Source organism: Nonomuraea sp. CA-143628 (assembly GCF_050942315.1).
Lineage (GTDB): Bacteria > Actinomycetota > Actinomycetes > Streptosporangiales > Streptosporangiaceae > Nonomuraea.
Genome location: NZ_CP192072.1, coordinates 5,002,502 through 5,029,350, shown reverse-complemented (window position 1 = coordinate 5,029,350; position 26,849 = coordinate 5,002,502). Strand labels below are relative to the sequence as shown.

Below are 26,849 nucleotides of genomic sequence, written 5' to 3'. Positions count from 1 at the left end.
GCGTACGAGCGTCAGCGCAGGAAGGCGGCGGCCACTCCCGCGTCGACCGGGATGTGCAGCCCGGTCGTCAGCGACAGTTCCCCGCCCGTGAGCGCGAACACCGCCGCCGCCACGTGCTCCGGCAGCACCTCCTGCTTGAGCAGCGTGCGCTGCGCGTAGAACTCGCCCAGCCGCTCCTCCTCCACCCCGTAGACGGCCGCCCGGTTGGCGCCCCAGCCGGAGGCGAAGATCCCCGAGCCGCGTACGACGCCGTCGGGGTTGACGCCGTTGACCCGGACGCCGTGCGGGCCCAGCTCGGCCGCGAGAAGGCGTACCTGGTGGGCCTGGTCGGCCTTGGCCGCGCCGTAGGCGACGTTGTTCGGCCCGGCGAAGACGGCGTTCTTGGAGGAGATGTAGACGATGTCGCCGCCCATGGCCTGGCTCAGCAGGACCCGCGCGGCCTCCCTGGAGACCAGGAACGAGCCGCGGGCCATCACGTCGTGCTGCAGGTTCCAGTCGTCGAGCGTGGTCTCCAGCAGCGAGCGCGACAGGGACAGGCCCGCGTTGTTGACCACCAGGTCGACGCCGCCGAAGGCGAGGACCGCCTGGCGTACCGCCTCGGCGATCTGCTCCTCGGACGTCACGTCCACGCCCACCGCGATGGCGACGTCCTGCGGCCGGTAGGCGGCGCCGCCGAGTTCGGCGGCCACCTTGTCCGCGGCACCCAGGTCGCGGTCGGCGACCACCACGCACGCGCCCTCGGCCGCCAGCCGCCTGGCGGTGGCGGCGCCGATGCCGGAGCCGCCGCCGGTCACGAACGCGACGCGCCCGGCCAGCCGCTTGGGCGCGGGCAGGCGGCGCAGCTTGGCCTCCTCCAGCTCCCAGTACTCGATGCGGAACTTCTCCGACTCCTCGATCGGCCGGTAGCTGGACAGCGCCTCGGCGCCGCGCATCACGTTGATCGCGTTGACGTAGAACTCCCCGGCGACCCGGGCGGTCTGCTTGTCCTTGCCGAAGCTGAACATGCCGACCCCGGGCACCAGCACGATCGCCGGGTCGGCGCCGCGCATCGGGGGCGAGTCGGGGGCCGCGTGGCGCTGGTAGTAGGCGGCGTACTCCGCGCGGTACTGGGTGTGCAGCTCGCCCAGCCGGGTCAGGACGTCCGCGAGCGGCGCGTCCGGCGGCAGGTCCACGACGAGCGGGGCGACCTTGGTGCGCAGGAAGTGGTCGGGGCAGGAGGTGCCGAGCGCGGCGAGCCTGGGGTGCTCGGCGCGGGCCAGGAAGTCGAGCACCTCGGGCGAGTCGGTGTAGTGGCCGACCTGGCGGGCGTCGGTGCTGGCCAGGCCGCGGATGGCGGGGAAGAGCTCGGCCGCGCGCCGGTGCCTGGCCTCCTCCGGCAGGGGTTCGTGGACGACGGCGCCGAACGGGTCCGGGCGGCCGTGGTCGGCGATGTACTGCTCGGCGGTACGGATGATCTCCAGGGAGTTCGCCTGGCACTCGGCGCTCGTCTCGCCCCAGGCGGTGATGCCGTGGCCGCCCAGGATGCAGCCGATGGCCTGCGGGTTGGCGGCCTTGATCGCGGAGATGTCGAGGCCGAGCTGGAAGCCGGGCCGCCGCCACGGCACCCAGACGACCCGGTCGCCGAAGACGCGCGCGGTCAGCTCGGGGCCGTCGGCGGCGGTGGCGATCGCGATGCCGGAGTCGGGGTGGAGGTGGTCGACGTGGGCGGAGTCGACCAGGGCGTGCATGGCGGTGTCGATCGACGGCGCCGCGCCGCCCTTGCCGTGCAGGCAGAAATCGAAGGCCGCCACCATCTCGTCCTCGCGCTCCTCGCCCGGGTAGACGCCGGTCAGCGCCCTGAACCGGTCCAGGCGCAGGACGGCCAGGCCGCCGGCGGTGAGCGTGCCCAGGTCGCCGCCGGAGCCCTTCACCCAGAGCAGCTCCACGTCCTGGCCGGTGACCGGGTCGTTCGCGGTGCCCTTGGCGGAGGCGTTGCCGCCGGCGAAGTTGGTGTTGCGCGGATCGGAGCCGAGCGTGTGCGCTCTTTCGAGCAGTTCGTTCATGGCGTTCGACATCAGGCCCCCCAGCCTGCCTGGTTACCGCCGACACGGTCGGCGGCGATCTTCTCGAAGTATCCGGACTTGGCGTAGGCGGCCATCGGGTCGGGCGCGAGCCCCATCTCCTCCCGCAGCTCACCGAGCAGCGGGCGGACATCGGTGTTGTAGGCGTCCATGAGCACGGCGTTGGCGCCCAGCACGTCGCCTTCCCGCTGGGCGGCGGCCAGCGCGTCGCGGTCGACGAGCAGCGCCTTGGCGGTGGCCTCCTGGACGTTCATCACCGAGCGGATCTGGCCGGGGATCTTGGGCTCGATGTTGTGGCACTGGTCGAGCATGAAGGCGGTCTCGTGGGTGTAGCCACCGCCGCCGATGACCTCGAACATGATGCGGAACAGCTGGAACGGGTCCGCCGCGCCGACCATCAGGTCGTCGTCGGCGTAGAAGCGCGAGTTGAAGTCGAAGCCGCCGAGCTTGCCCTCACGCAGCAGGAACGCCACGATGAACTCGATGTTGGTGCCGGGCGCGTGGTGCCCGGTGTCGACCACGACCTGCGCCTTGTCGCCGAGCTTGAGGCAGTGCGCGTAGGCGGTGCCCCAGTCGGGCAGGTCGGTCATGTAGAAGGCGGGCTCGAACAGCTTGTACTCCAGCAGGAAGCGCTGCTCCTCGCCGAGCCGCTCGTAGACCGCGGCGAGCGCTTCGGCGAGCCGGTCCTGACGGGCCCTGATGTCGTCCTGGCCCGGGTAGTTGGTGCCGTCGGAGAACCACAGCTTGAGCGTGTCGGACCCGGTGGCGTCCATGATGTCGACGCAGTCGAGCAGGTGCTGGAGCGCCTTGCGCCGCACCGCCGGGTCGGGGTGGGTGACGCTGCCGAGCATGTAGTCGTTGTCCTGGAACACGTTGGAGTTGATGGCCCCGATGGTCACCCCCTGCTCGGTCGCGTGCCGCGCCAGGTCGGCGTAGTCGTCGACCTTGTCCCACGGGATGTGCAGCGCCACGGTCGGCGCGACGCCGGTGTAGCGGTGCACCTGGGCGGCATCGGCCAGCTTCTCGTACGGGTCGCGCGGCACGCCCTGCTGGGCGAACACCTTGAACCTCGTGCCGGAGTTGCCGTACGCCCAGGACGGCGTCTCGATGCGCTGCTGCCGCAGCTGATCCTTGATCATCTCTTTTTCCCCGATTTCAAGCCAGATGGAAAACTTCGGCCAGCGTGAGCAGCCCCTCGTCGGGCCGTCCGGCCTCGAAGAAGGGAGCCATCTCCGCCTGCCAGCGCGCGTTGACACCGGTCTCGGCCATCGCCTGCTGAGCCGCCTTGAAGTCGTCGGTCTCCAGGTAGCCCACCAGCAGTCCGTCGTCGCTCAGGAACAACGAGTAGTTACGCCACCCGGCCTTCGTCAGCGCTTCGAGCATCTCCGGCCAGACGGCCTGGTGCCGCTCGGTGTACTCGTCGAGCCGCTCGGGCCGGACCTTCAGCACAAAACACACCCGCTCCATAACCAACCTCCTCTCATATCCACCCCGCACGGACCCTCGCGGCGCCGGGGGGCCCGGCGCCTGCAACGGCGCCGGGCCAACTGGGAATCAAAACCGTCAGTAGTCGAACTGGTCGATGTTCGCCGCCTCGAACGTGAACGGCGGGCCCAGGATGACCTCGCCCTGCTTGCCGATCGTCCGCTCGCCCAGCTTGCCCGCCTTGAACGTCTCCCCCTCGGCCCCGGTGATCTGCCCCGACACCAGCGCGGCGGCGGCATAGGAGGCCAGGTAACCGAGGTCCTTCGGGTTCCACAGCGCGAACTTCTCCACGGTCTTGTCCTTGACGAACTGCCGCATCTGGTTCGGCGTCCCGAGCCCCGTGAGCACGACCTTGCCCTTGTACTTGGAGCCGGAGATGTAGCGGGCCGCGGCCGAGATGCCGACCGTGGTCGGGGAGATGATCCCCTTCAGGTTCGGGTACGCCTGCAGCAGGCCCTGCGTCTGGGTGAACGACTTCTGGTCGTCATCGTCGCCGTAGGCCACCTTGACCAGCTTCATGTCCTTGTACTCGGGCTTGCCGAGCTCGTCCTTCATGAACTTGATCCAGGTGTTCTGGTTCGTGGCGTTCGCGGTGGCCGACAGGATGGCGATGTCGCCCTTGTTGCCGATCATCCCGGCGAGCAGCTTGACCTGGCTGCGGCCGACCTCCTCCGAGCTGGCCTGGTTGATGAACAGGTCACGGCACTCAGGGGCGGCGTCCGAGTCGTACGCGACGATCTTGATGCCCTTGGCGCGGGCCTGCTGGAGCGGCCCGCAGACGGCGTTGGCGTCGTTGGCGGCGATGAGGATCGCGTCATGGCCCTGCTGGGTGAGCGTGTTGATGTAGGAGATCTGCGAGGAGGCGGAGGCGTCGGACGGGCCGACCTCCTTGGCCTCGCCCTGATACTCCTTGGCCGCCTCGATGCCGGCGTTGTCGACGATCGTCTCGTAGGGGTTGTTGATCGCTTTGGGCAGGAAGGCGATCTTCAGTCCCTGCTTGATCGGGGCGTTCGGGTCGGCCTTGGCGGGGGCGGAAGAGGAGGCGGGCGCCGGCGCGGGCGCCGAAGTCACGGTCGACTTGGTCGTACCGCTGCAAGCCGCCACGCCAAGAGCAAGCAGCGCGGTCACAGCGGTCAGGCGCATCGGGGTCATGGGGATCCTTTCAGAGCTGGCCTGACGAGCGAGACGAGACGGGGGGTGAGCACCGAGACGATGAGGAGCAGTCCAGTGACGATCGACTGGATCTCGGTCGAGACGTCGCCGAGCATGAGCAGATTGCGCAGCAACCCGATGAGCAGCACACCGGCGATGACGCCGCCGAGCGTGCCCTTGCCGCCGTCGAAGTCGACGCCGCCCAGGAGGACGGCGGCGATGACGGCGAGTTCGATGCCCACGCCGTTGTCGGCGCGGGCGGAGCCGTACCTGAGCGTGAAGACGACGCCGGCGAAGGCGGCGACGGTGCCGGAGATGACGAACAGCAGCAGCTTGATGCGCTTGACCCGGATCCCGGCGAAGAACGCGGCCTGCTCCTGCGCGCCGATCGCGTACAGCGCCCGGCCGAAGCCGGTGGCGTGCAGGACCACGCCCACGATGGCGGCCAGCAGGACGAACACCGCGATCGGATAGGGAATGGGTGTCCCGGGCACGTCGTCGACGGCGAGCGCGGTGTAGTTCGGCGGGAACTGGGCGACCGCCCGGTCACCGAGTACGACGTAGGCGAGGCCGCGGTAGAGGGCGAGCGTGCCGATCGTGACGGCCAGCGACGGCAGCCCGAGCCGGGTCACCAGCAGGCCGTTGACCAGCCCGCACACGGCTCCGGTCAGTACGGCGATCGGGATGATCGCCTCGATGGCCATGCCGCCGTCCCACAGCGAGCCGACCAGCGCGCTGGAGAGCCCGAGCACGGACGCGACCGACAGGTCCACCTCGGCGGCCACCACCAGCATGGTCATGGCCAGCGCGATGAGCGCGATCTCGCCCAGGTCCCCGAGCGCGAACGACAGGTTGTCGACGGTCGCGAAGCCGGGCGAGGTGAGCGAGCCGGCGGCGAACACCGCGATCAGCAGCGCGCCGACCAGCACGTCCCAGCGCAAGACCTTAGCCATGACGGCTCCTGTTCCTGAGCAGGCGGGCCAGTCTGAGGGCGAGCACCCGGTCGACGCTGATCGCCAGCAGGAGCAGCGCGCCGGTGATGGCCTGCTGCCAGAACGGGTTGACCCGGAGCACGACCAGCGCGCTGCCGATCGTGGTGAGCAGGAGCGCGCCGAGCGCCGCGCCGTACACGCTGCCGACGCCGCCGGTGATCGCGACGCCGCCGACCACGACCGCGCTGACCACAAGCAGCTCCCAGCCGTGCGCGGAGTCGGCGATGACCGTGCCGAACCTGGCCAGCCAGAGCACCCCCGCCAGCCCCGCGAGGCAGCCGCTGATCAGATAGGCGAGCAGGATCCGCCGCCTGACGGGCACGCCGGCGAGGCGGGCGGCCTCCGGGCTGGAGCCGATCGCGTAGAACTCCCGGCCGCTCGGGTACGACCGCAGGTAGTAACCGATCACCAGCATGATCACCAGCGTGATGAGCGGCAGGTACGGCACCCCGAGCACCGAGCCGTTGCCCAGCGACAGCAGCCCCGGCGGCAGGTTGACCGCGTTGATCTGCCGCCCGTGCGCGATGTAGTGGTCGATCCCCTGGATCACGTAGAGGGTGCCGAGCGTCACCACTAGGGCGGGGACCCGGCAGAAGCTGACCAGCAGGCCGTTGATCAGCCCGCAGGCGGCGCCGATCGCCACCCCGAGCAGGACGGCGGGCACGATGCCCATGCCGCCGGCCAGCTGGTCGCCGGTCACGAAGGCGACCAGTCCCACCACCGAGCCGACGGACAGGTCGAGGTTGCGGGTGATCACCACCATGGACTGGCCGACGGCCAGCAGCGCGAGGGTGGCGGTGTTGAGGAGGATGTCCTCGATGCCCTGCCCGGACAGGAAGTTGCCGTTGACGCCGGCCGTGACGGCGACGAGCGCGGCCAGCGCGATGACCAGGCTCAGCTCGCGGGCGCGGAACACCAGGTCGACGAGGCCACGGGCGCTGCGCGCGGGCGTCGTCTGCTCGGGTGGCGCGGTGGCGGTCGTCACGCGGCCCTCCCGGTGGCGGCGTTCATCACGCTCTCCTCGGTCGCGTCGGCGCGCGAGAGTTCGGCGGTCAGCCGCCCCTCGTGCATGACCAGCACGCGGTCGGCCATGCCCAGCACCTCCGGCAGGTCGGAGGAGATCATGAGCACCGCGATGCCCTGCCCGGCCAGCTCCGACAGCAGCCGGTGCACCTCCGCCTTGGTGCCGACGTCGATGCCGCGGGTGGGCTCGTCCACGATCAGTACGGACGGCTTCGTGGCCAGCCACTTGGCCAGCACGACCTTCTGCTGGTTGCCGCCGGACAGCACGCCCACTCCGTCGCTCAGCCGGGCGAACTTCAGTTGCAGCCGCACCGCCCAGTCCTTGGCCCGGTCGCGCTCGGCCGTACGGGAGATCGTCACTCCCCTGCGCAGCGAGCCCAGCCCGGTCAGGCCGATGTTGCGCTCGATCGACAGCTCCATGACCAGCCCCTGCTGGCGGCGGTCCTCCGGCACCAGGGCCAGGCCCGCGCCCATCGCCGCCGTGGGACTCCCGGCGGGCAGCGGCCGGCCGTCCACCGAGACGGAGCCCGCGTCCCAGCGGTCCACCCCGAACACCGCCCTGGCCACCTCGCTGCGCCCGGCGCCCACCAGTCCGGCGAGCGCGACGATCTCGCCCCGCCGTACCTGGAAGGAGACGTCGGTGAAGACGCCTTCGCGGGTCAGCCGGTCCACCTGGAGGGCGACCTCGCCGAGGGCGGCCTCCTCCTTGGGGTAAAGCGTGCCGAGTTCGCGGCCCACCATGCGCCGTACCAGGTCGTCGTGGGTGAGACCGGCGACCGGCTCGCTGGCGATCCACGCGCCGTCGCGCAGCGTCGTGACCCGCTGGCAGAGCGAGAAGATCTCGTCCAGCCGGTGCGAGATGAACAGGATCGCGCAGCCGTGCTCGCGCAGCGCCTCGACCACCGAGAACAGCCGAGCCACCTCGTTGCCGGACAGCGCGGCCGTCGGCTCGTCCATCACCAGGACGCGGGCCTCGCGGGACAGGGCCTTGGCGATCTCGACGAGCTGCTGGTCGGCGATGGACAGGCCGCGCGAGGGCTGCTCGGGATCGAGCGCGACACCGAGCCGCTCGAACAGCCGCCGCGCCTGGCCGTGCATCTCCTTGCGGTCGATGCGGCCCAGGGTGCGGCGGGGCTGGCGGCCCATGAAGATGTTCTCGGCCACGGACAGGTCGGGGAAGAGCGTGGGCTCCTGGTAGATGACCGCCACGCCGGCCTGCTGGGCGTCGGCCGGTCCGGCGAAGACGACCGGCTCGCCGTTCAGCAGGACCTGGCCGGTGTCGGGCCGGTGGACGCCGGCGAGCGTCTTGACCAGGGTGGACTTGCCCGCGCCGTTCTCGCCCGCGAGCGCGTGCGCTTCGCCGGCGAACAGTTCGAGTGAGACGTCGCGCAGCGCTCTGACGGCTCCGAACGACTTGCTGACGTTCGCGAGCGCGAGGGTGGGGGCACCGCTCATGCATCCTCCGGACAACAAACGTTTTAATCGCGACGAACCCGGAATCTAGGCGCTGGACCAGCAGGCGTCAATGCCTTCACGCGTCTTCTGGCGTCTTTGTGATTGTTACGTTTTAATCGGGGGGTGCGATTCACTGCAGTGGACCTTGGCGCCTCCAGCGGGCGGGTCATGAGTGCCGACGTCTCGGCCGACAGCGTGCGGCTCGTAGAGGAACACCGTTTCGTCAACCGGCCCGTACGCGTGGCCGGGACGCTGCACTGGGACATCCTCTCCCTCTACCAGGGGGTGCTCGACGGGCTGCGCCGGGCCGGGCCCGCCGAGTCGGTCGGCATCGACGCGTGGGCCATCGACTACGGCCTGCTCGACCGTGACGGAGCGCTGATCGGCAACCCGGTGCACTACCGCGACGGGCGCACCGAGAAGGTGACCGAGCGGGTCGACCCGTACGAGGTGACCGGGTTGCAGTTCCTCCGGTTCAACACGATCAACCAGCTGGCCTGCGACCGGCTGGACCGGGCCGAGACGATGCTGCTGATCCCCGACCTCCTGGGCTACTGGCTGACCGGCGAACGCGGCGCCGAGCGCACCAACGCCTCGACGACCGGCCTGTACGACGTCACCAGGCGGGACTGGGCCTGGGACCTGATCGACCGCCTCGGCCTCCCCAGACGGATATTTCCCGAAATTTCGGATGGCGGCGTCGCGAAGCTGCGGCCCGACGTGGCCGCCGAGATCGGCTACACCACCTCCCTGGCCCGGGTGGGCTCGCACGACACCGCCTCGGCCGTGGTCGGCGTGCCCGCCACCGGTGACCGCTTCGCCTACATCTCCTGCGGCACCTGGTCGCTGGTCGGCGTGGAGCTGCCCGGCCCGGTGCTCACGGAGGAGAGCCGCCTGGCGAACTTCACCAACGAGGCCGGCATCGACGGCACCACCCGCTACCTGCGCAACGTCATGGGCCTGTGGATCCTGCAGGAGTGCCTGCGCGTGTGGGGCGACCCCGCGCTGGAGCCGTTGCTCGCCGCCGCCGCCGAGGCCAGGACCGAGGCCGTCATCGATCCGGACGATCCGTCCTTCCTGCCGCCGGGCGACATGCCCGCCCGGATCGCGGACTACTGCGCGCGTACCGGGCAGGCGGCGCCGCAGGATCGGGCGCAGGCCGTACGATGCATCCTGCAGAGCCTCGCTCTCGCCTACCAGCGGGCCGTCGCCGACGCCGTCCGGTTGAGCGGGCGGCCGGTCGAGGTCGTCCACCTGGTGGGCGGCGGATCGCGCAACGCGTTGCTGTGCCAGCTCACCGCCGACGCCACCGGCCTGCCGGTCGTCGCGGGGCCCGTCGAGGCGGCCGCCCTGGGGAACGCGCTGGTCCAGGCGCGGGCGCGCGACCTGGTCGGCGACCTGGCCGACATGCGGGCTCTGGTACGACGAAGCGAGAGCCTGCGCACCTACGAGCCACGGGGGCACCCATGACCGAGCTTGCTCTCATGAGACGGTTGGAGGAGGGGTCGTGACCACAGTGAGCATCAAGGATGTCGCGGCCCGGGCGGGCGTGTCGCCCGGCACGGTGTCCAACGTGCTCAACCGTCCGGAGAAGGTGGCCGACTCCACCCGGATCCGGGTCGAGTCGACCATCAGGGAGCTCGGCTTCGTCAGGCACGGCTCCGCCTCGACGCTGCGGGCCGGTCACAGCCGCACGGTCGGCCTGTCCGTGATCGACATCGGCAACCCGTTCTTCACCGACGTGGCCGCCGGGGTGGAGGACGTGGCGAGCGAGCGCGGCTACGCCGTCATCCTCGGCAACTCCTCGGGCAGCCGGATGAAGGAGGAGCGCAACCTGCTGGTGTTCGCCGAGCAGCGGGTGCGCGGGGTGCTCATCACGCCGTCGGACGAGGACCCGGGCCGGCTCGACCAGTTGCGGGGACGCGGCATCTGCGTGGTGCTCGTCGACCATCCGGCCGAGCGCTCCGACCAGTGCGCGGTCGCCGTGAACGACGTGACCGGCGGCTCGATGGCCGTCGCCCACCTGCTGGAAGGCGGCGCGGGCAGCCTCGGCTACGTCACCGGGCCCCCCGTGATCCGCCAGTGCCAGGACCGCAAGCGCGGCGCCGAGCAGGCGATGGCGGCGGCCGGCCGCGAGCCGCGCGAGCTGCTGGAGGTCTCGATGCCCGCGATGACGGCGAAGGCGGGCCAGCAGGCGGCCGAGACCCTGCTCGCCGAGGGGACGCTTCCGGACGCGCTGTTCTGCGCCAACGACCTGCTCGCGCTCGGCATGCTGCGCGGCCTGCTCCAGGCGGGCGTACGGGTGCCTCAGGACGTGTCGCTGATCGGCTATGACGACATCGACTTCGCCTCGGCCTCCACGGTGTCGCTGACCTCGGTCCGGCAGCCCACGTACCAGCTCGGCCGGGTGGCCACCGAACTGCTGCTCGACGAGTGCGACAACCCGGGGACACACGCGCACCAGCAGATCATGTTCCAACCGGATCTCGTCGTCAGGGAGTCCACGCGGTAGGTTGTGGCGCAAACCGACAAACGGGGTTGATCATGTCAAATGGTGCCCGTCATGTGCTCGGGGTGGTCGCTGGACTACTCCTCCCTTCGCTGATCGCCATCCTGCTGTCCTACGGCATCGGTGAGTTCAGCCGCAGCTTCCAGCAGTTCGTCATCTCCTGGGCCGGGCTCGGCGTGATCGTCGTCTCGGGAATCCTGCTCGCGCCGCTGCTCGCCTCGCGGCTGTCACCCGTCGCCTCGCTGGTGGGCGGGCTGGAGTTCACCGTGTTCGGGCTCCTGCCGATTCTGGACGTCAGCGGCCTCCACCTGATGCCCGAGCGGATCTTCTCCGAGGCCATCTGGAGCGGATTCCTGACCCTGGCCTACTCCGGGATACTGCTGATGCTCGGCGTACTGCTGCTGGTGGGCTCGGCCTTCCCGTCGCGCTGGCGGTCGACGCCGCAGCCCCTTCCCGCCGGGCCCGCGTACGGCGTGATCCCGCCCTACCGGGGACCGGAGGACGCGACGCGGCCGATCCACCGCGAGTGAGCGGCGCGGGGTCGTGGCCTGGCAGAATGCCGCCATGCGCGACTCCAGGATCATCGACTTCCTCGCCCAGCTCGCCGCACACGTGCCCGCGCCGGGAGGGGGCGCCACGGCGGCCCTGCACGCGGCGCAGGCCGCCGCGCTGCTCGGCATGGTCGCCCGCTACACCACCGGGGAGAAATACACCGAGCACGCCGAGACCATCGTCGCGCTGATCGCCGAGACCGACACGATGCGCGCGCGGGCGCTGCGCCTGCTGGAGGAGGACGCGGCGGCCTTCACCGCCGTGACGGACGCATACCGGCTGCCGAAGGGCCCGGAGCGCAGCGCGGCCATCGCCACGGCCCTCGTCGGCGCCGCCGAGCCGCCCGCCAGGGTCGTCGAGACGGCCACGCGACTGGTCGACCTCTGCGAACAGCTGCTGCCGATCGGCAACCCCAACGTGGTCACTGACGTGGCGGCGGCGGCCGAGGCGGCCCGCGCCGCGCTGACGACCGCGCGGGTGAACGTCGAGGTCAATTTGGGCGGCATCAAGGACGAGAAGGCCCTGCATGGGCTGCGGGCCCGGCTGGCCGATGTGGACGCGACGGTGGCCAGGGCGGAGTGGGTGACGGCCAGGGTCCGCGAGGGCCTCACCGCCACGTGACCGGGTCAACGAGCCGTACGAGAGGATCTATGGGTGAAGACGCAGACTCTGACGGGTAAGGAACTGGCCGCCGCCATCAGGGCGGAGACGGCGGCGCGGGTGGCGGCCGGGCCGCAGCCGAAGCTGGCCGTCGTGGTCGCGACCGCCGACGAGGCGAGCCTCTGGTACGTACGCTCGATCGCCAAGGCCGCCGCGGGCGTGGGCATCGCCTTCGACCTCGCCGACCTCGGCCCCGAAACCACGTCCACCGAGATCCGCGAGACGCTCGAACGGCTCAGCGCCGACCCGGACGTGCACGGCGTCATCCTGCAGACCCCGCTCCCCCGGGGCGCGTCGGCGCAGGAGCTGGCCGCCGCCATCGACCCGGCCAAGGACGTGGACGGCGCCAACCCGCTGTCCCTGGGCCGGCTGGCCGCCGGGCTGCCCGCGTTCGCCCCGGCCACCGCGGCCGCCGTGCTGGCCCTCCTCGACCACTACGGAGTCGAGCTGGCGGGCCGCCGGGCCGTGGTCGTCGGCCGTTCGACCGTGGTCGGCAAGCCCCTGGCGCACCTGCTGCTCGACCGGAACGCGACGGTGACCGTCTGCCACTCGCGCACCCGCGACCTGCCGTCTGTCACGTCCACGGCCGAGGTGCTGGTCGCGGCCGTGGGCCGGGCCGGGCTGATCGGTGCGGAGCACGTAGCGCCCGGCGCGGTCGTCATCGACGTCGGCACCAACCCGACCGAGGACGGCGGGCTGGCCGGCGACGTGGACCCCACCGCGGTCGCGGACCGGGCCGGGGCGCTGACACCGGTGCCGGGCGGCGTGGGCCCGGTGACGACCGCACTCCTGCTGCGGCACACCGCGCAGTCGGCGGGCCTGATGTGAGCACGTGGACGACCGGAATCGACACGTGACGTGCAGGAAGGCGTCAGCGCGGGGCGAGCCGGACTGGCCGCCCGGAAAATGCCGAATGACCGAGATGGCAATGCCGGTGGGCGTCGACGCGTGACGTACCGGATGACCGAGATCGCGACGCTGGAGGGTGTCGATGCGTGACGTGCTGATCGTGCAGAACAGCAGGAGCGGCGGCCCCGGCCGCCTCGGCGGCTGGCTGGAGGAGGCAGGGCTGCGGCTGGACGTTGTACCCGCCTATGACGGCGCCCCGCTCCCTGCCAGGCTGTCACACGATGCCATGATCATGCTGGGCGGCGGCTTCCTGCCGAGCGACGACTACCGTGCGCCGTGGCTGGCCACGGCCAGGAGCCTGGTCGCGCAGGCGCTGGACGAGGGCGTACCGTTCTTCGGCATCTGTCTGGGCGGTCAGATGCTGGCCGAGGTCGCGGGCGGCGAGGTGACCCCGGACGCGGGCGCTCCGGAGAACGGCAGCCTCCCCGTGACGCTGCGGCCCGAGGCCGCAGACGACACGCTCTTCCACAGCTTGCCCGAGGTGGTGCCCGCCATCGAGCACCACGTCGACGCGATCACCGCCCTGCCACCGGAAGCGGTCTGGCTGGCACAGACCACGGCCTGCCCGTACCAGGCGTTCCGGGTCGGGGAGCAGGCGTGGGGGGTGCAGTTCCACCCGGAGGTGCTGCCGGCACGCATCCGCGAGTGGCGGGTCGACGGCTTCGACCCGGGCGAGGTCTATGCGCGGGCGATGGCCGACGAGCCGGTCTCGACGCCGATCTGGCGCGAGGTGGCCACCCGCTTCGCCAAGTTTGTATGAGTCGCGCTCAGGGGATGGACCGTTATCCGGCCGGACTCACGGCGCTGGTGGTGCCGATCCCGGAGGCCGAGCCGGTCGTGGGCCGGTGGCGGACCGCGCTCGACCCGTCGGCGGCGTACGGGGTACCGGCGCACGTGACGGTGATGTATCCGTTCCTGCCGCTCGGCGCCGTCGACCGGGCGGCGCTGGCAGAGCTCTTCGCCGGGTATGCGCCTTTCGAGGTGGTGTTCGCCAGGTGTGGGCGGCTACCTGGGTTGTTGTATCTGGAGCCGGCGCCCGGCGAGCCGTTCGTCCGGCTCACACACGCGGTGACCGGGCGCTGGCCCGAGGCCCGGCCATACGGGGGTAAGTACGAGACGGCCATGCCGCATCTCTCGGTCGGCTACGACAGCGACGGCTCCACCTTCGACGAGGCGGGGACGACGATCGAGCAAGAGCTGCCGGTCACGGCGCGGGTGGCGGCGGTGCAGTTGGTAGCGTACGACGGCGGGGCCTGGCAGGTGGTCGAGGATTTCCCGTTGACCGCGGCAGGCTCGCCTACCTAGGCACACATCAGGCCACCGACACCGCACAGGCGCGTCAGCTCACGCTCATAATCCGTGGGTCGTGGGTTCAAGTCCCACCCGCCCTACCACGCCCACCAGCGGCTTTACCCTGGCCCGTAGTCGCGTCATCTGATCGTGAGTCACGGTGAGCCACGCGTGAGTCACGCCTCTCCCGGGCCTTGCCGATCTTCCGGTTGGTCGCCCGCACCGCCTTCAGCACCAGCCGCGCCGTCGCCCGGGCGCTGTCGTGATACAGCTGCGGGAGCACCGAGACGTAGGTGTCGGCGGTCAGCACGATGCTGGCATGCCCCAGCGTGCCCTGCACCACCTTCAACTCCGTGCCCGACACCAGAGCCAACGTCGCAGCTCCATGGCGCAGGTCGTGCAACCGCACCGGCGGCAACCCGCTCGCGGCCACCAGCTTGTGGAAGCGGTGGGTGAGATAGCTCGGCTGCACCGGCGCCCCGCTCCCCGCTCCCCGCAATGAAGATCGGGCTGGTCGGTGACCACCGCTCCCCCGGCAGCCGACGCTGCGCACGCTCGCGCCGGCGCAGCAGCCGCACGGTCTCCGGATCGAGTGCCAACGTCCGCCGGCTGGCCGCGCTCTTCGGCTCGCACAACACCAGCCCCTCATCGGTGTGCACCAACTGATGGGCGATGGTGAGCTCGCGCCGCTCCAGATCGACGTCCACCCAGCGAAGCCCGGCGACCTCTCCGCGCCGCAGCCCGCGCAAGGCCACCAGCCACCACAGCACGAACAACGGATCCACACGCGCGAAGCGCAGGAACGTGGCCAACTGCTCGACCGTCCACACCGCCACCGCCGGCCGCTCTCCCCCACGCCGCCAGGCCGCCTCCCGACGAGCCGTCCACACCACCGGATGCGTCCGCACCGGCGACGGCAACCGGACGCCCTGCGCCGGATTGACGGCAATCTCGCAACGCCAGACCCAGACAAGAGGAACGTCCAGATAGGTATCTCAGCCAGGTGGTCACATTCAGTGCAATCAAGAATCATGTTCAGGCAGGACCATAGACTCACGACCAAAGCCGCGGCCATCCACTGCGTGCTGGACACCCGGATCGCCCCCGGCTATCTGGCCTGAGTCATCGACGACGGCCTTGACGCGCACGTCGGCGTCGCCGGACACCCGCACGCGATGCGCACCGGCGTCCGCCACCTACTGAAGGAGTTCATCGCCGACGCCCCCGGCCACCCGGAACCGGCCGGCTCGGTCGGGTGGCGGTGCGGTCCGATCCCGGTCGGCGGCGCGCTGCGCCGCGTGGCGTGCCCCGCCGGGCTGCTCGTCGGCGACGCCGCGGGTGCCGTGTCACCTCTTACGGCCAGCGGCCTTGACCCGTGCTTACGCCTGTCCGAACTGGCCGCGGCGGTCGCCACTGAATACCTGCGCACCGGCGACCCGCACGTCTTGCGCCGCTACGACGGGGACGCCCTGCGATCCAGGTTCCGCCGCCGCCTCCGGCTGCGCCGGCTGTTCACCGGCATCCGCTTCCCCGCCGCAGCGTCGGCCGCGGTATCCGCCCTGCGCACCCGCGCCCTCGCAGCCGAATCCTATTCGGTGACGGCTCGTTGCCCGGCGCCTCATCAATTGGTCTAACAATTCCAGTGGTCAATTCTGACAAATGATCGCAGGTGGATAGAGATTACCGATCAGCTAGTTAGCCTGGACACAGCGGGTGGGACAGGCGTACACATATACGCATGGTGGTGGATCAGAGCCCCCACAGAGGAGCCGAACCTTCGACCAACTCTCGCACCGCGGGGGATTTGTTACGCCATGAGCGCCAAGCGAGGAAAATGTCCCTCGCTCAGCTAGCCGAAGTCCTACACTATTCCAAGGGCTACCTGAGCAAAGTGGAAACCGGCCGAGCCCGATGCAACAGCGCACTCGCCGCCCAGTACGACGAGGCGCTGGGAATGAATGGCGAGCTGAGCGCGATGATCCAGAGGATGGATCATCGCTCTTATTTTACGAAAATATCTCGTAGAAGCGTCTCAGCAGGTGAAGGCTCTTCCGAGAATGCAGCGGCACCCGCCTTCGATGCCGAGCAAATCAAGATGACGTACGCCGTGTCCTTCCTCTGCACCCTGGATTCGGCACATATCGCATTGCGCGATGTGGCCAAAACACCGTCCCGGGCTCCGGATCGCGAGCGGGCGGCGACAAGCGCCATACAGAAGGCCGGCCTCCATAAAGCCAGGGAACTCCTGCTCGTTTCCGGATCCACCTCCCTTGTCCAGACCGGCGAGACCGCCTTCCTGCACCTCATAGCGATTCGCAACGCGATCCGGGGAGGCGCGCGACTGAATTCGCCCGAATACCACCGTGAATACCACCCGTTCGCAGAGGCTCTCTGGTCCTTCAGGATGGCCCTGCGCGTGGATTTCGGTCAGGCCCCGTTGCTGCCGGAGTCCCTCAATCGGGCCGACTGGTCTGATCGGGACAGATGCGACATCTGCTCCTAGCAGGCGGCCCCTCTCGACACCGGAAGGAGGCCCGCCATCGCTGCCGGCCCGCTCAAGGACTCGTCTCAGCTCAGCGTCCTCGCCCTGGACACCGAATGGTCATCGGTCCACGGCGGTGTGACAACCTTCAACCGGAACCTGTGCCGGGCACTCGCCCGGGCAGGCGCCCGGGTCTACTGCGCCGTCATGTCCGCCACGCACGAGCAGATCGCCGAGGCCGCAGCGGCGGGCGTGACCTTGATCCAGGCGCCCGAAACGCCCGGCGGGGCGGAACGAGCCCCTTTGACGCGCCGATTTGACCTGCCCGGCGGAGACGAACCCGACCTGATCATCGGCCACGGGCGGATCACGGGACCGGCCGCCCAGGTTCATGCCGCGGATCACTACGAGCGCGCGGCACGCCTGCACGTGGTGCACACCGTTCCGGATGAGACGGAGTGGGCGAAGGCGGACGAGGACCACGACATCGGCGAACGCGCGGAGGGACGCGTCAAGGTCGAGTGGGCGATCATGCGCGGGGCGACCGCGGTCGCGGCCGTCGGTCCGCACCTGTTTAAGCAGCTTCAACGCGACCTGTCCGTGCAGGTCGACGGACCTAGCGCTCTGCGCCTGGACCCCGGCTTCGACCTCGACGACACCAGTGAGCGAACACCCCCGCCGGGCGGCCCGAAGCAGATCCTCATTCTCGGCAGGCTCGAGGACAGCCTGCTCAAGGGCATCGACATCGCGGCCAAGGCACTCGTGCGAGCCATCGACGCCTACGGGGTGGACGAGTCCGACATCGAGGTTCTGCTGCGCGGCGCCCCCCTCCGGCAGCACACGGCGCTTCGCGAGCGGTTCCTCCAGTGGGCGGGCAGGAAGCTGCCGCGGGTGACCCCGCGATCGTATTCGGACGTGCCCCAGGACCTGGAGGAGGACTTCCGGCGCGCGTCCCTGGTGCTCATGCCGTCCAAGGCGGAAGGCTTCGGGCTGGCGGGAGCCGAGGCCATCGTCGCGGGCACACCCGTACTCGTCAGCGGCAGAAGTGGCCTCGGCGAGCTCCTCGGAGAGGTCCTGCCCGCCAAGGAAGCGCAGCGCATGGTTATTCCCGTGTCCGGCGACGAAGACGATGTGGACCGCTGGGCGAAGGCCATCGCGTCCGTCCTGAGCGATCGTCCCGCCGCGTTCGCGCGCGCGGCCTCCGTCCGGCACGCCATGGCCCGGGCACGTACCTGGTCCACCGCTGCCGAGCAGGTCCTGAGCGTGTGCCGGTCACCGCAAGGGATCGCGCGGATGGATGAGACGCGCAGGCGCTGGCTCTCCAGCGTGCAGATCCAGCTGCCCGATCGGGTCGCGTGCCTGTTCACCGGCAGAAAGGCGGCCATCGACCACATCGCCGGATGGTTCACCAAGGACGAGACGCGACGGGTATGCGTCGTAACCGGTGACCCCGGATCCGGGAAGTCCGCGGTCCTCGCCTGGTTCGCGCTCGGCGGCGACCCCTTGGTAGGTGAGGAACTGTACGACGGGGACAGGTACACGCCCCATCCCGGCCGGGTGATCCACGCGTCCGTCCACGCCAAGGGTCTCGATCTAGCGAAGGTGTGGTCCGCCATCTCCCAGCAACTGGGGGTCCGCTGCACCAAGGCGGAAGACCTGGAGAGGGCGGTCGCCGCCTCTCCCGGCCCGCTCGGCATCGTGATCGACGCGCTGGAGGAGGCCGACGATCCGAGGGATCTGATCATCGAACTCGTGCAGCCGATCATTCGTAAGCCCTCCCTGTCCTCCGTCCGGCTCCTGCTGGGGATCCGTCGCCACCTGGCCAAGCGGCTGCGCAGGGAGGTTGAGGTGGTCGATCTCGACGAGGACTACACCGACCCGGCCGCGGTGGAGGAGTACGTCTTCCGCATCCTGACCGCGTCCGGCATCACGGGATTGGAACTGTCCGAATCCCCCCGGCGGGCGCGACGGGTTGCCGTGGCGATCGGCAGGGACGCCAAACATTCCTTCTTGATCGCGCGACTGACCTCCATGACCATCGTCGAGCGCGGTGCGCTTCCCCCTCCGGACCACAACTTCCCCGAAACGGTCGCGGAGGCGATGGAGGGCTATCTCGACGCGCTGCCTCTCGACCGCCGCTGGGCCGAGAACCTGTTGCGTCCGCTGGCCATGGGCAAGGGCCTCGGCATGCCGACCACCGTATGGGTGCCGCTCGCCGGGACACTCGCCGGAACGCCCGGTCGATACACGGTCAACGACGTGTCCGACATCTTCGACGGCCCATTGGAATCGCTCATCACGCACGCCCGCCAGAACGGTGAGGACATCCCCCTCTACCGCCTGTTCCACGAGGCCCTGAACGACTACATGGCCGGCCTTCCAGCGGACTTCCCCGATGCGCCACGGCCGGGCGAACAGGCACGCGAAGCGTTGGCGAGGACGCTGCTCGCGTCGGTTCCGGCCGGTGCTGACGGCTTGTCATGGCCCGACGCCGAACCTTACGTGCGCAGGCACCTCCTGGCGCACACGGCCGGAACGACGCTCATGTCCCGGCTGACGCGAGACGCGAGCTTCCTGGTGTTCGCCGGCCGCGACGTCGTGGTCCGTTCGCTGCCCGACATCGCCACGGTCGACGTGGAGGCGGCGCACGCCTACGAGTCGGTCGTCCAGCACCAGGGCCCGGAGATCTCGAACGCCCTGCGGGCCGCTTACCTGGCTCTTGGCGCGACACGGCTGGGTAATGCGGCTCTGCTGCGAGACTGGTGGCCGGTTAGGCCGCCCGCGGTCCCCTGGTGGCCTCTCTCGGCCCAGTGGCGGCCCATCATCGGGCACCAGATCGTCCACGTCCATGACGGTGCCGTGAACCGGGTGGTCGTCGCCCGCGCGTTCGGCGAGCTGCTCGTCATCAGCGGCAGTGACGACGCCACGCTTGCCATCTCCAGACTGCCCGAGGCCGCGGCCGACGTCACGGAGGCGGACGAGCCGATCGCGGACGTCCGCAGGACCGTTCACTTCGACTGCGCCGTCCGCGGGCTAGCGATCGCGCGGGCCGACATGATGCCGTACGTGGTCGTGGGGACGGAGGACGGTCGCCTGCGCATCATCGACCTGCCCAGCGGTAACCAGGAGGGGGCGGCTACCGAGACCGGGGCCGCGGTATCCGCGTTGATCGCGGTGCCGTACGAAAAATCGTGGCTCGTCGCGGCCGGTCGCGAGGACGGACGGCTGCAGGCCTGGCGTACGGAGCTCGATCTGGTGCCGTTCCGCACCGGGACCGTCGACGGCGCGGAGATCCACGCGTTCGCCCCTGTCGCTCCGGGGGTCATGCTTCTGATCACCGGGCTCGGCGTCCTGTGGGAGTGGGACATCGGCGCGAACCAGGTGACGCAGCGCTCGGATGGATCGCCGCGAGCCACGGCGCTCGCGGCGATGCCCGACGCCGACCTCGGCGAGTGCGCCGTCACCGGGCACGACGACGGCACCCTCAGGTTCTGGCCTCGCTCCGGGCCGTTGACGAGGACGATCGAGGTGCCGGGGGACGGACCCGTCAGCGCGCTGGCCGTGACACGGCTCGGGAGCGGGAACCTGGTTCTCGTGGCGCGGGAGGAGAGCGACGTCCGCATCGCCGACGCGACCGGTAAGGGGGTGTGGGGACCGACGCTGAGCGGACCGACCGACCCCTTGTGGGATCTGATCGCCGCGGACATCGACAGCCATCCCGCGGCGCTGGGGGCTGGCGAGGACAACTCCGTTCACCTGTGGAATCTCGCCTTCCTGGCCGCGCTGCGAACCGGTGCCGACCTCGTCGAGGAGCGCTGGTCCCCCATGCGCCTCGCCGAGTTCGGGTCACGCCTCATGGCGATCGCGATCAACGACCAGGCGCAGTTCGCCGTCCTTGACGCGATGACCGGCGAACTCTTTTCCGGCCCTCACCCGCTTCCCCCGGGCGAGTCACCGACGACGACCACCCTGCATGTTGTCGGCGACACGCTCTGGTACGCGATCTGCACGACCGACGCGACCGTCGGCGTGGGCAGGGATGCCGAGCCACCGACCTGGTCTTCGAACACGAACCCCACCTGGACCACCTCGGCCCGGTTCATGGAGCTCGACGGCTCGCTCAACTTGATCACTGTCAGCGACGAGGGCGTGGTCTCGCTCAGGGATGGCCTGGACAGCCGCCCGCGCCTGCGCATGGAGCGGACATTGCGGGAGGTGACCAGCACCATCACCACCGCCGTCACGGCGCACGTCGATCAGGACGGGCCCGTCCTGCTGGTAGGAGACCGGACGGGCCGCGCGGGAATCTGGCGCCTGCCGGATCTGACCGCTCTGCGCCCTCCGTCGCAGCTGGCGGAGGAGCGGCTGAGCAGCGTGACCCTGACCTCCGAGGGTTTGATGGCCGGCTGCCACTCCGGACGGCTGAGCTTCGAGAGCACAACCGGCCTTACGGCGAGAGCGGCGCACACCCGGGCCGTCACCTGCTTGTGGTCCAGCACCGATCGCGTGATCTCAGGATCCGAGGACGGCATTGTCAACATCTGGCATGACAGGGGCGATGATCGACCGATCGTCTCCATCGACGTGGGCGCCTCCATCCACGATCTGCTGCTCATCCGGACGGGTGCGTTGGCCGTCGCCACCTACAACGGCTCCGTCCTCATCGAGATCCCTCCGATCGCGAACTGAGGCCGGGTTTCCCCGTTGCCAACGAGTGAGTGGCAACGGGGAAACCCTGTCTGCGTCTGGGCTGACCGGCCGATCCTTATGAGCAGGCACAAGGATCAGGAAAGGAAGGAAGATCAAGTGCTCATGCGTAAGGCCATTCTGGCCCCTTTGCTCACCACGCTCACTCTCTTCGGTGCAGTGGCGGTCGCCGACACGTCCTACGCCGACTCGCCCACTTTGTGGGTAAACACGAGCGGCAAGGCTCGCTGCGCCGCGGACTGGTTCAGCGCGCCCAACCAGTTCGGCTTTGCCGACATTTCGCAGGATGGTCACTTCTGCTACATCCAGTGGAACTGGATCAGCGATGTCAACAAGGGATCAAGGTTCAGCCTGCGCCCGGACCAGTCCGTTGGCCTGCAGTTCCGAGCTCGGGTGAACCCCGGCAGGCAGCCAACCATCTGGTGGAAGCTCTGCCGTGAAGTCTCCGGGCCGGACAACTGCACCGGCGTCCGAGCAGACCGGACCTGAAAGATCCATCGCCCGGCTGTCTTCCCACTGCTCTGGCGGGCAGTCAGGCGCTCAGCGACATTCGCGAACAGCACAGGAAATCCTCGTGGACATACACCTTCGCGCTGAACGGAACGCGGACCGCGTCCAATTGCCCGCGTTCGCCGAGGCGCTGCGCAAGACAGGTCAGATCGACGGAGAAATCGAGGTGCGCTGGCAGGAACGGGACGAGCGCCTCGGCCCCATCCCGGAACTGATCACGGTGGCGGCCGCCGGCGGGGGCGCGGTCACCATCGCGATCCGAGAGATCATCCGCGCGCTCTCACGCCGCTCGAGCCTCCGGTTAAAGATGACCATCAAGTCAGCAGAGCGCGTCATCGAATTCGACGCCCAGCAACTGTCCAAGTTGTCGGCCGCTGAGCTGTCCGAGCTGATCGACCGAGTGGCGGCCAGGGTGGAGGCTGCGGAGCCTTCCCCGTCCCTCGAGGAAGCCGAGCCCGCGCACGGCGGGGATCCAGGCGAGCCGGCATGACGATTCTGGAAGGTGACGGCGTCCGGGCCGTCCTCATCGGGGTGGGGGCCTTCCCCGACGGATCGCTTCTCCCTGGGGTTCCCAAGGCGAGGGACGCGGCCGTGGCATTCGGTGAATGCCTGGTCGAAGTGGCCGGTCTGGCCCGCGAACACCTCTTCGTCATCCCGGACACCAATAGTCCCGGTGAGGTGGTCGAGACGATCTCGGCCCTCTCGCGGCAAGCTGACAGCCTGCTTCTGGTCTACTACGCGGGGCACGGACTTCTCGACGAGAACAGCGATCTTCATCTGGCTACCGGGAACACTCGGAGCTACAACCCGCGCTTCGCCGACAGCTTGCCGTACGAGCAGGTCAGAAGGGCGGTCAGGGACGGCTCGTGGGGTGGTGGCCGCGCGACCATCATCATTCTCGACTGCTGCTACGCGGGAACGGCCGCTCCGCAGTTCACCTCCGCGGCTCAGGGCGGCTTCGCGCAGAGCACCGTCACCGGGGCCTACGTGCTGCTCTCCTCGGCCGGTCATGAGCAGTCCTGGTGTCTGGACGACGCGCCGTATCCGACGTTCTCCCAGGTCCTGATGGAGATCCTCACCGCAGGGGTGTCCGGGCACGGGCCCTGGCTGGACCTGGACGTGGTGTACGAGGAGCTCGACCGCCGGCTGCGCCGGCGGGGCGCACCTCAACCACGGCGCCATGTGCAAGACAAGACCAACAAGCTGATTCTCGCACCGAACCTGGCCTACGGCCCGACGGAGCCTACCTATCCTGAGCCGCGAGAGCAGCCCGACCTGCCCCCGGGGGTGTCTCCCTACAAGAACCTCGACCCATACGGCATCGATGATCATGATCTGTTCTACGGCAGGAAGACGGCCGTCAAGAAGCTCCTCGGGATATTGGCGCGACGGGCACGCGACGGCCACCTGCAACTGGTCGCTGGGCCTTCCGGAGTCGGCAAGTCCTCCCTTTTGCAGGCTGGAGTCCTGTACGCGATCGGCAGGGGTGAACTCGGAATACCGGGATCCGCCCGCTGGCCGCGGGTCGTGCTTACACTCGACGCGGATCCGTTGGAGGCGCTCGCCCGGTGGATCAGTCAGTGGTCGCAACACCCGTCGGACGCCGACCCCGGCCTCATGCGCGAACGGCTGCGGGCGGCGCCGGCCACGTTCGCCGATCTCTTGGCAGGTCATCCACCCGTGTTCGAGGGAGAGGATTCATGCCGGGTGGTGCTGGTCATCGACCAGTTCGAGAAGGCACTGTCCGGGCAGGTCGACGAGATCGACCTCAGAGCCTTCTTCCTCGCGCTGCGGGCGGCTGCCGCGCCCCGGGAGGGAAAGGGGCCGATCGCCCTCGTCGTCGCGGCCGTCCGTTCGGACTTCCTCGGCGCATACCAGGAGTACGGCGAGCGCGACATCGCGACGGACGAGAGGCTCTACCTGCTCGACCCGATGAGCCACGACGAGCTGATCGAAGTGATCGAGGAGCCCGCGCAGCGCTCAGGCATGACACTGGAGAACGGGCTCGTCGACCAACTGCTCCATGACGTGGACGAGCACACGATGGTCGGCCCATCACCGGTACGCGCGCGCAGCGTGCTCCCCCATCTCTCCTCCGCGCTGCAAGCCACGTGGGAGAACAGAGAGATCGGACGTGCGATCGCCAAGGACGGCACCGTATACACCTGGCCCGTTATGACTCTCGCGGGCTACCGCGCATCGGGTGGAGTGCCAGGCGCGCTGTCCCAGCTCGCTGAGACTGCCTACCATCTGCTGCAGGAACCCGAGCGCGAGGCGGCGCCCCGCGTGTTCGTAGCGCTGGTCCGCAGCGTCCGCATGGGCGACGCGGTCGTCCAGACCGGTCGGTCACTGAGCCGAACCGACCTCGCCGAACTGGCGCCTCCGGACCGAGTCGCCAAGATCGTCGAAGTGTTCCTGGAGAAGCGGCTGCTGACCGTGGACGACGACGATGTCGCGTTCGCGCACGAGGCCATCATCCCAAGCTGGCCCCGGCTGCGTGGCTGGATCGCCCAGGACCGTGTATGGCTGGAACTCCGGCGCGACATCGAGGAGGAGGCCGCCAAGTGGTCGGCGGCCACAAAGGGCGATAAGCCCATATCAGCCGCCGAGGAGAGTGCCAAGCCCACGTCAGCGGATCGGGAGTTCCTGCTGGGGAACGCCCGCCTCGACCGGGTCGACGAGGTGATCCAAGAATCAGGCCGTACGCCGGCTGACCTCACACCGCTCAGCCGTGACTTCCTGTCGGCCTCAAGGTCGGCTCGCGCCCGCCGAACCCGGATCCGGCAGGGGCTGACTGCGATGCTCGTTACGCTGACGCTGCTCAGCCTCGGATTCGGGATCGCCGCACGGGTCAATGCCGTGCAGGCTCAGGCAGCGCGTGCCGACGCCCAATCACGGGCGGCCGCCAGCGAGGCCATCGGGCAGCGGTCGGTGGATCCGGCGGTCTCCGCGCAACTCGCCGTGGCCGCGTACCGTATCGCGCCCACCGTCCAGGCGCGCGGAGCACTGCTGAGCACGGCGTCCTTGCCGATGGTCACCCGTGCGACCGATCACGTCGGGCTGACGCACGGGGCTTTCGCGATGGCGTTGGCTCGGGACCGCAGAACGGTGGCGTCCGCGGGCGCGGACGGATTCATCAGCCTGTGGAACGTCTCCGCCCCACAGCGGCCCGAGCGGCTTTCGAGCTTCCAGGCGGCCGCCGGCCACCCGGTCTTCGCGATCGATTTCAACCGGACGGGCGACGTCCTGGCCCTTGGCGCCTACGACGGCCGCATCGACCTGTGGGACGTGTCGAACCGTGCCGCTCCGAAGCTACTGGCTCACGTCGCACCGCCCAAAGGCGGGCAGATCTTCTCTCTGGCGTTCAGCCCGGACGGTCGGATGCTGGCCACCGGCGGGGCGGCGGACACATCCGTGCACTTCTGGAACGTCCGAGCCCTGCGCAAGCCCACGCCCGCGCGCGTCGCGGCGCTGGCGGTCTCCGCGCCGATCGCCAAACTCGCGTTCAGCCCTGATGGACGCACGCTCGCCGTCGCCGGCACCAACCGCCCGGACATCCGGCTGATCGACCTGACCGCGGGGACGGCGCCCATGTCGGTGCGGGTGCTCGCCGGCCATGAGGGGGCCGTCGAGGCACTGGCTTTCAGCCCCGATGGCCGGACCTTGGCGAGCGGAGCCAAGGACAACACGGTCAGGTTGTGGAACGTCGCCGATCCCGCGAGGGCCAAGCAGATGGGACTGCCGCTAACTGGACACGCCAACGCCATCTACGCCCTCGGCTTCAGCCCGGACGGCACCCAGCTCGTCTCGGGCGGCAACGACAACACGGTGCGCATGTGGAGGATCGGCACCCCGACCGAGATCGTCACGTTGTCCCACCCGGGGCCCGTACAGGCGGCGATCTTCCTCTCCTCTGGCGAACTCGCGACGTCGGGCAACGATGGACTGCTCCGGCTCTGGCACCTGCCGGGCAGAATGCTCCTCGGCCCGAGCGGGCAGATCGGCTCGGCGGTCTTCAGTCCCGGCGGCGACACACTGGCGGAGGGCGAGTCGGATGGCCGGCTCTGGCTGTGGAACGTGGCCGATCCGGCACATCCCGTTCCGTACGGCCCACCTGTGTTGACAGCCAAGGCGGGCCAGCGGTCCGGCATCAACCGGATGATGTTCAGTCCTGATGGACGGCTGCTCGCCGTACCGTGCAACAACGGCGAGATCCAGCTGTGGAACGTCGCGGACCCGCACCATCCCGTCCTGGCCGGTCCCCCGCTCACCGGTCACAAGCTCGACGTGGACGCCGTGGCGTTCCTCGGCGGCGGCCGTGTCCTCGCCTCGGCCAGCAATGACACCACCGTCCGGCTCTGGGACATCTCGAACCCGCGTTCCCCGCACCCGATCGGTGGCCCGCTAACCCAGGGCAACGGCGCGGTCTTCGACGTGGCCGCCAGTCCCGACGGCCGCACGCTAGCGGCCGGCGGAGGCGGTTCGGTCATCGAGGTCTGGGACGTCCGTGAGCCCACACACCCGGTGCCCATCAGGAATCCGCTGCGCGGACACACCGGGCCTGTGCTGGGACTGGCGTTCGACCAGACGGGCAAGATCCTGGCGAGCGCTGGCGTCGACGGCGTCGTCCGCTTCTGGTCGATGTCCGATCCCGCGAACCCCGTGGTGAAAGCGACACAGCTGAGAAACGCCGGCGGCGCGATCACCAAAGTCGCGTTCGGTCCTGCTCCCGATCACCTGCTCGCGATCGCCAATGCTGACGGCAGCGTATGGTTGTGGGCGCCCGATGGGGCCGGCTACCAGCTCCACGCCCAGCTCGTCGGGCACAACCAGTCCGCCTTCTTCGCCGCCTTCAGCCCCGACGGCCGAACGCTCGCGACTTCCAGCACCCACCCCACAGCCTTTCTGTGGACGACCAGTCCCGACGACATGATCGGGAGGATCTGCGGCACCGTCGGAGCGCCGCTGCGCCCTGAGGAATTGGAGCTACTTCTGCCTGACGACCCTGACCAGCGAATCTGCCACTGAGGCCAGTAGTAGAGCATGAAGTCGCCTGTTGACAG

At 69.5% G+C, this 26,849-nt stretch carries 22 protein-coding genes; 14 read left to right on the top strand and 8 right to left on the bottom strand.

Annotated elements, in window-relative coordinates:
- Positions 1-11 precede the first annotated feature (11 nt).
- From ACQP2T_RS22990 to ACQP2T_RS22960, 7 genes are all read right to left on the bottom strand, one after another.
- Complete coding sequence (locus ACQP2T_RS22990; RefSeq protein WP_433518149.1) at positions 12-2,054, bottom strand: bifunctional aldolase/short-chain dehydrogenase; 2,043 nt, start codon at positions 2,052-2,054, stop codon at positions 12-14.
- On the bottom strand, positions 2,054-3,199 hold the full coding sequence (gene rhaI, locus ACQP2T_RS22985; protein ID WP_433518148.1) for an L-rhamnose isomerase: 1,146 nt from the start codon (positions 3,197-3,199) through the stop codon (positions 2,054-2,056). Before rhaI ends, ACQP2T_RS22990 begins: the two co-directional genes overlap by 1 nt.
- 16 nt (positions 3,200-3,215) lie before the next feature.
- Complete coding sequence (locus ACQP2T_RS22980) at positions 3,216-3,527, bottom strand: L-rhamnose mutarotase (RefSeq protein ID WP_358546187.1); 312 nt, start codon at positions 3,525-3,527, stop codon at positions 3,216-3,218.
- A gap of 96 nt (positions 3,528-3,623) precedes the next feature.
- Complete coding sequence (gene rhaS, locus ACQP2T_RS22975; RefSeq protein ID WP_433518147.1) at positions 3,624-4,697, bottom strand: rhamnose ABC transporter substrate-binding protein; 1,074 nt, start codon at positions 4,695-4,697, stop codon at positions 3,624-3,626.
- Positions 4,694-5,650: an ABC transporter permease gene (locus ACQP2T_RS22970; RefSeq protein WP_433518146.1), complete on the bottom strand. Its 957-nt coding sequence runs from the start codon at positions 5,648-5,650 to the stop codon at positions 4,694-4,696. Before ACQP2T_RS22970 ends, rhaS begins: the two co-directional genes overlap by 4 nt.
- Complete coding sequence (locus tag ACQP2T_RS22965; protein WP_433518145.1) at positions 5,643-6,674, bottom strand: ABC transporter permease; 1,032 nt, start codon at positions 6,672-6,674, stop codon at positions 5,643-5,645. The genes ACQP2T_RS22970 and ACQP2T_RS22965 overlap by 8 nt, the downstream gene beginning before the upstream one ends.
- The gene (locus tag ACQP2T_RS22960; RefSeq protein ID WP_433518144.1) at positions 6,671-8,167 is read right to left on the bottom strand and encodes a sugar ABC transporter ATP-binding protein; all 1,497 of its coding nucleotides are present in this window, start codon (positions 8,165-8,167) and stop codon (positions 6,671-6,673) included. Before ACQP2T_RS22960 ends, ACQP2T_RS22965 begins: the two co-directional genes overlap by 4 nt.
- Before the next feature lie 168 nt (positions 8,168-8,335).
- On the opposite strand from ACQP2T_RS22960, the gene ACQP2T_RS22955 reads away from it, so the two are divergent.
- From ACQP2T_RS22955 to ACQP2T_RS22925, 7 genes are all read left to right on the top strand, one after another.
- Positions 8,336-9,637 carry a rhamnulokinase gene (locus ACQP2T_RS22955; RefSeq protein ID WP_433519811.1) on the top strand — a complete coding sequence of 434 codons (1,302 nt, stop codon included), beginning with the start codon at positions 8,336-8,338 and terminating at the stop codon, positions 9,635-9,637.
- Between the two features lie 37 nt (positions 9,638-9,674).
- Positions 9,675-10,679 (top strand): LacI family DNA-binding transcriptional regulator, encoded by a 1,005-nt coding sequence (locus ACQP2T_RS22950; protein WP_357955821.1) that lies wholly within the window; start codon positions 9,675-9,677, stop codon positions 10,677-10,679.
- 32 nt (positions 10,680-10,711) lie between these two features.
- Positions 10,712-11,206 carry a hypothetical protein gene (locus tag ACQP2T_RS22945; RefSeq protein ID WP_433518143.1) on the top strand — a complete coding sequence of 165 codons (495 nt, stop codon included), beginning with the start codon at positions 10,712-10,714 and terminating at the stop codon, positions 11,204-11,206.
- Positions 11,207-11,240: 34 nt separating this feature from the next.
- Entirely contained in the window at positions 11,241-11,849 is a 609-nt protein-coding gene (locus ACQP2T_RS22940) for a cyclodeaminase/cyclohydrolase family protein (RefSeq protein WP_433518142.1), read from the top strand.
- Between the two features lie 33 nt (positions 11,850-11,882).
- Positions 11,883-12,716 (top strand): bifunctional 5,10-methylenetetrahydrofolate dehydrogenase/5,10-methenyltetrahydrofolate cyclohydrolase, encoded by an 834-nt coding sequence (locus ACQP2T_RS22935; RefSeq protein ID WP_433518141.1) that lies wholly within the window; start codon positions 11,883-11,885, stop codon positions 12,714-12,716.
- A gap of 163 nt (positions 12,717-12,879) precedes the next feature.
- Complete coding sequence (locus tag ACQP2T_RS22930; protein ID WP_433518140.1) at positions 12,880-13,557, top strand: type 1 glutamine amidotransferase; 678 nt, start codon at positions 12,880-12,882, stop codon at positions 13,555-13,557.
- Positions 13,554-14,102, top strand: coding sequence for a 2'-5' RNA ligase family protein (locus tag ACQP2T_RS22925; RefSeq protein ID WP_433518139.1), 549 nt, complete (start codon positions 13,554-13,556; stop codon positions 14,100-14,102). Before ACQP2T_RS22930 ends, ACQP2T_RS22925 begins: the two co-directional genes overlap by 4 nt.
- Positions 14,103-14,169: 67 nt before the next feature.
- Here the strand turns inward: ACQP2T_RS22925 and ACQP2T_RS22920 are convergent, their stop codons facing one another.
- Positions 14,170-14,559 (bottom strand): tyrosine-type recombinase/integrase, encoded by a 390-nt coding sequence (locus ACQP2T_RS22920; RefSeq protein WP_433518138.1) that lies wholly within the window; start codon positions 14,557-14,559, stop codon positions 14,170-14,172.
- Positions 14,560-14,585: 26 nt separating this feature from the next.
- Between ACQP2T_RS22920 and ACQP2T_RS22915 the strand changes: the two genes are divergently transcribed.
- From ACQP2T_RS22915 to ACQP2T_RS22885, 7 genes are all read left to right on the top strand, one after another.
- Complete coding sequence (locus ACQP2T_RS22915; protein WP_433518137.1) at positions 14,586-14,753, top strand: hypothetical protein; 168 nt, start codon at positions 14,586-14,588, stop codon at positions 14,751-14,753.
- 509 nt (positions 14,754-15,262) lie between these two features.
- A complete protein-coding gene (locus ACQP2T_RS22910) occupies positions 15,263-15,721 on the top strand; it encodes an NAD(P)/FAD-dependent oxidoreductase (protein ID WP_433518136.1) in 459 nt (152 codons plus the stop codon).
- Positions 15,722-15,825: 104 nt separating this feature from the next.
- Entirely contained in the window at positions 15,826-16,590 is a 765-nt protein-coding gene (locus tag ACQP2T_RS22905) for a helix-turn-helix domain-containing protein (protein ID WP_433518135.1), read from the top strand.
- A gap of 117 nt (positions 16,591-16,707) precedes the next feature.
- Positions 16,708-21,258, top strand: a complete 4,551-nt coding sequence (locus ACQP2T_RS22900) for a glycosyltransferase (protein WP_433518134.1) — start codon at positions 16,708-16,710, stop codon at positions 21,256-21,258.
- Positions 21,259-21,375: 117 nt separating this feature from the next.
- A complete protein-coding gene (locus ACQP2T_RS22895) occupies positions 21,376-21,765 on the top strand; it encodes a hypothetical protein (RefSeq protein WP_433518133.1) in 390 nt (129 codons plus the stop codon).
- 130 nt (positions 21,766-21,895) lie between these two features.
- A complete protein-coding gene (locus ACQP2T_RS22890) occupies positions 21,896-22,276 on the top strand; it encodes an effector-associated constant component EACC1 (RefSeq protein ID WP_433518132.1) in 381 nt (126 codons plus the stop codon).
- Complete coding sequence (locus tag ACQP2T_RS22885) at positions 22,273-26,814, top strand: caspase, EACC1-associated type (RefSeq protein WP_433518131.1); 4,542 nt, start codon at positions 22,273-22,275, stop codon at positions 26,812-26,814. The genes ACQP2T_RS22890 and ACQP2T_RS22885 overlap by 4 nt, the downstream gene beginning before the upstream one ends.
- Positions 26,815-26,849 lie beyond the last annotated feature (35 nt).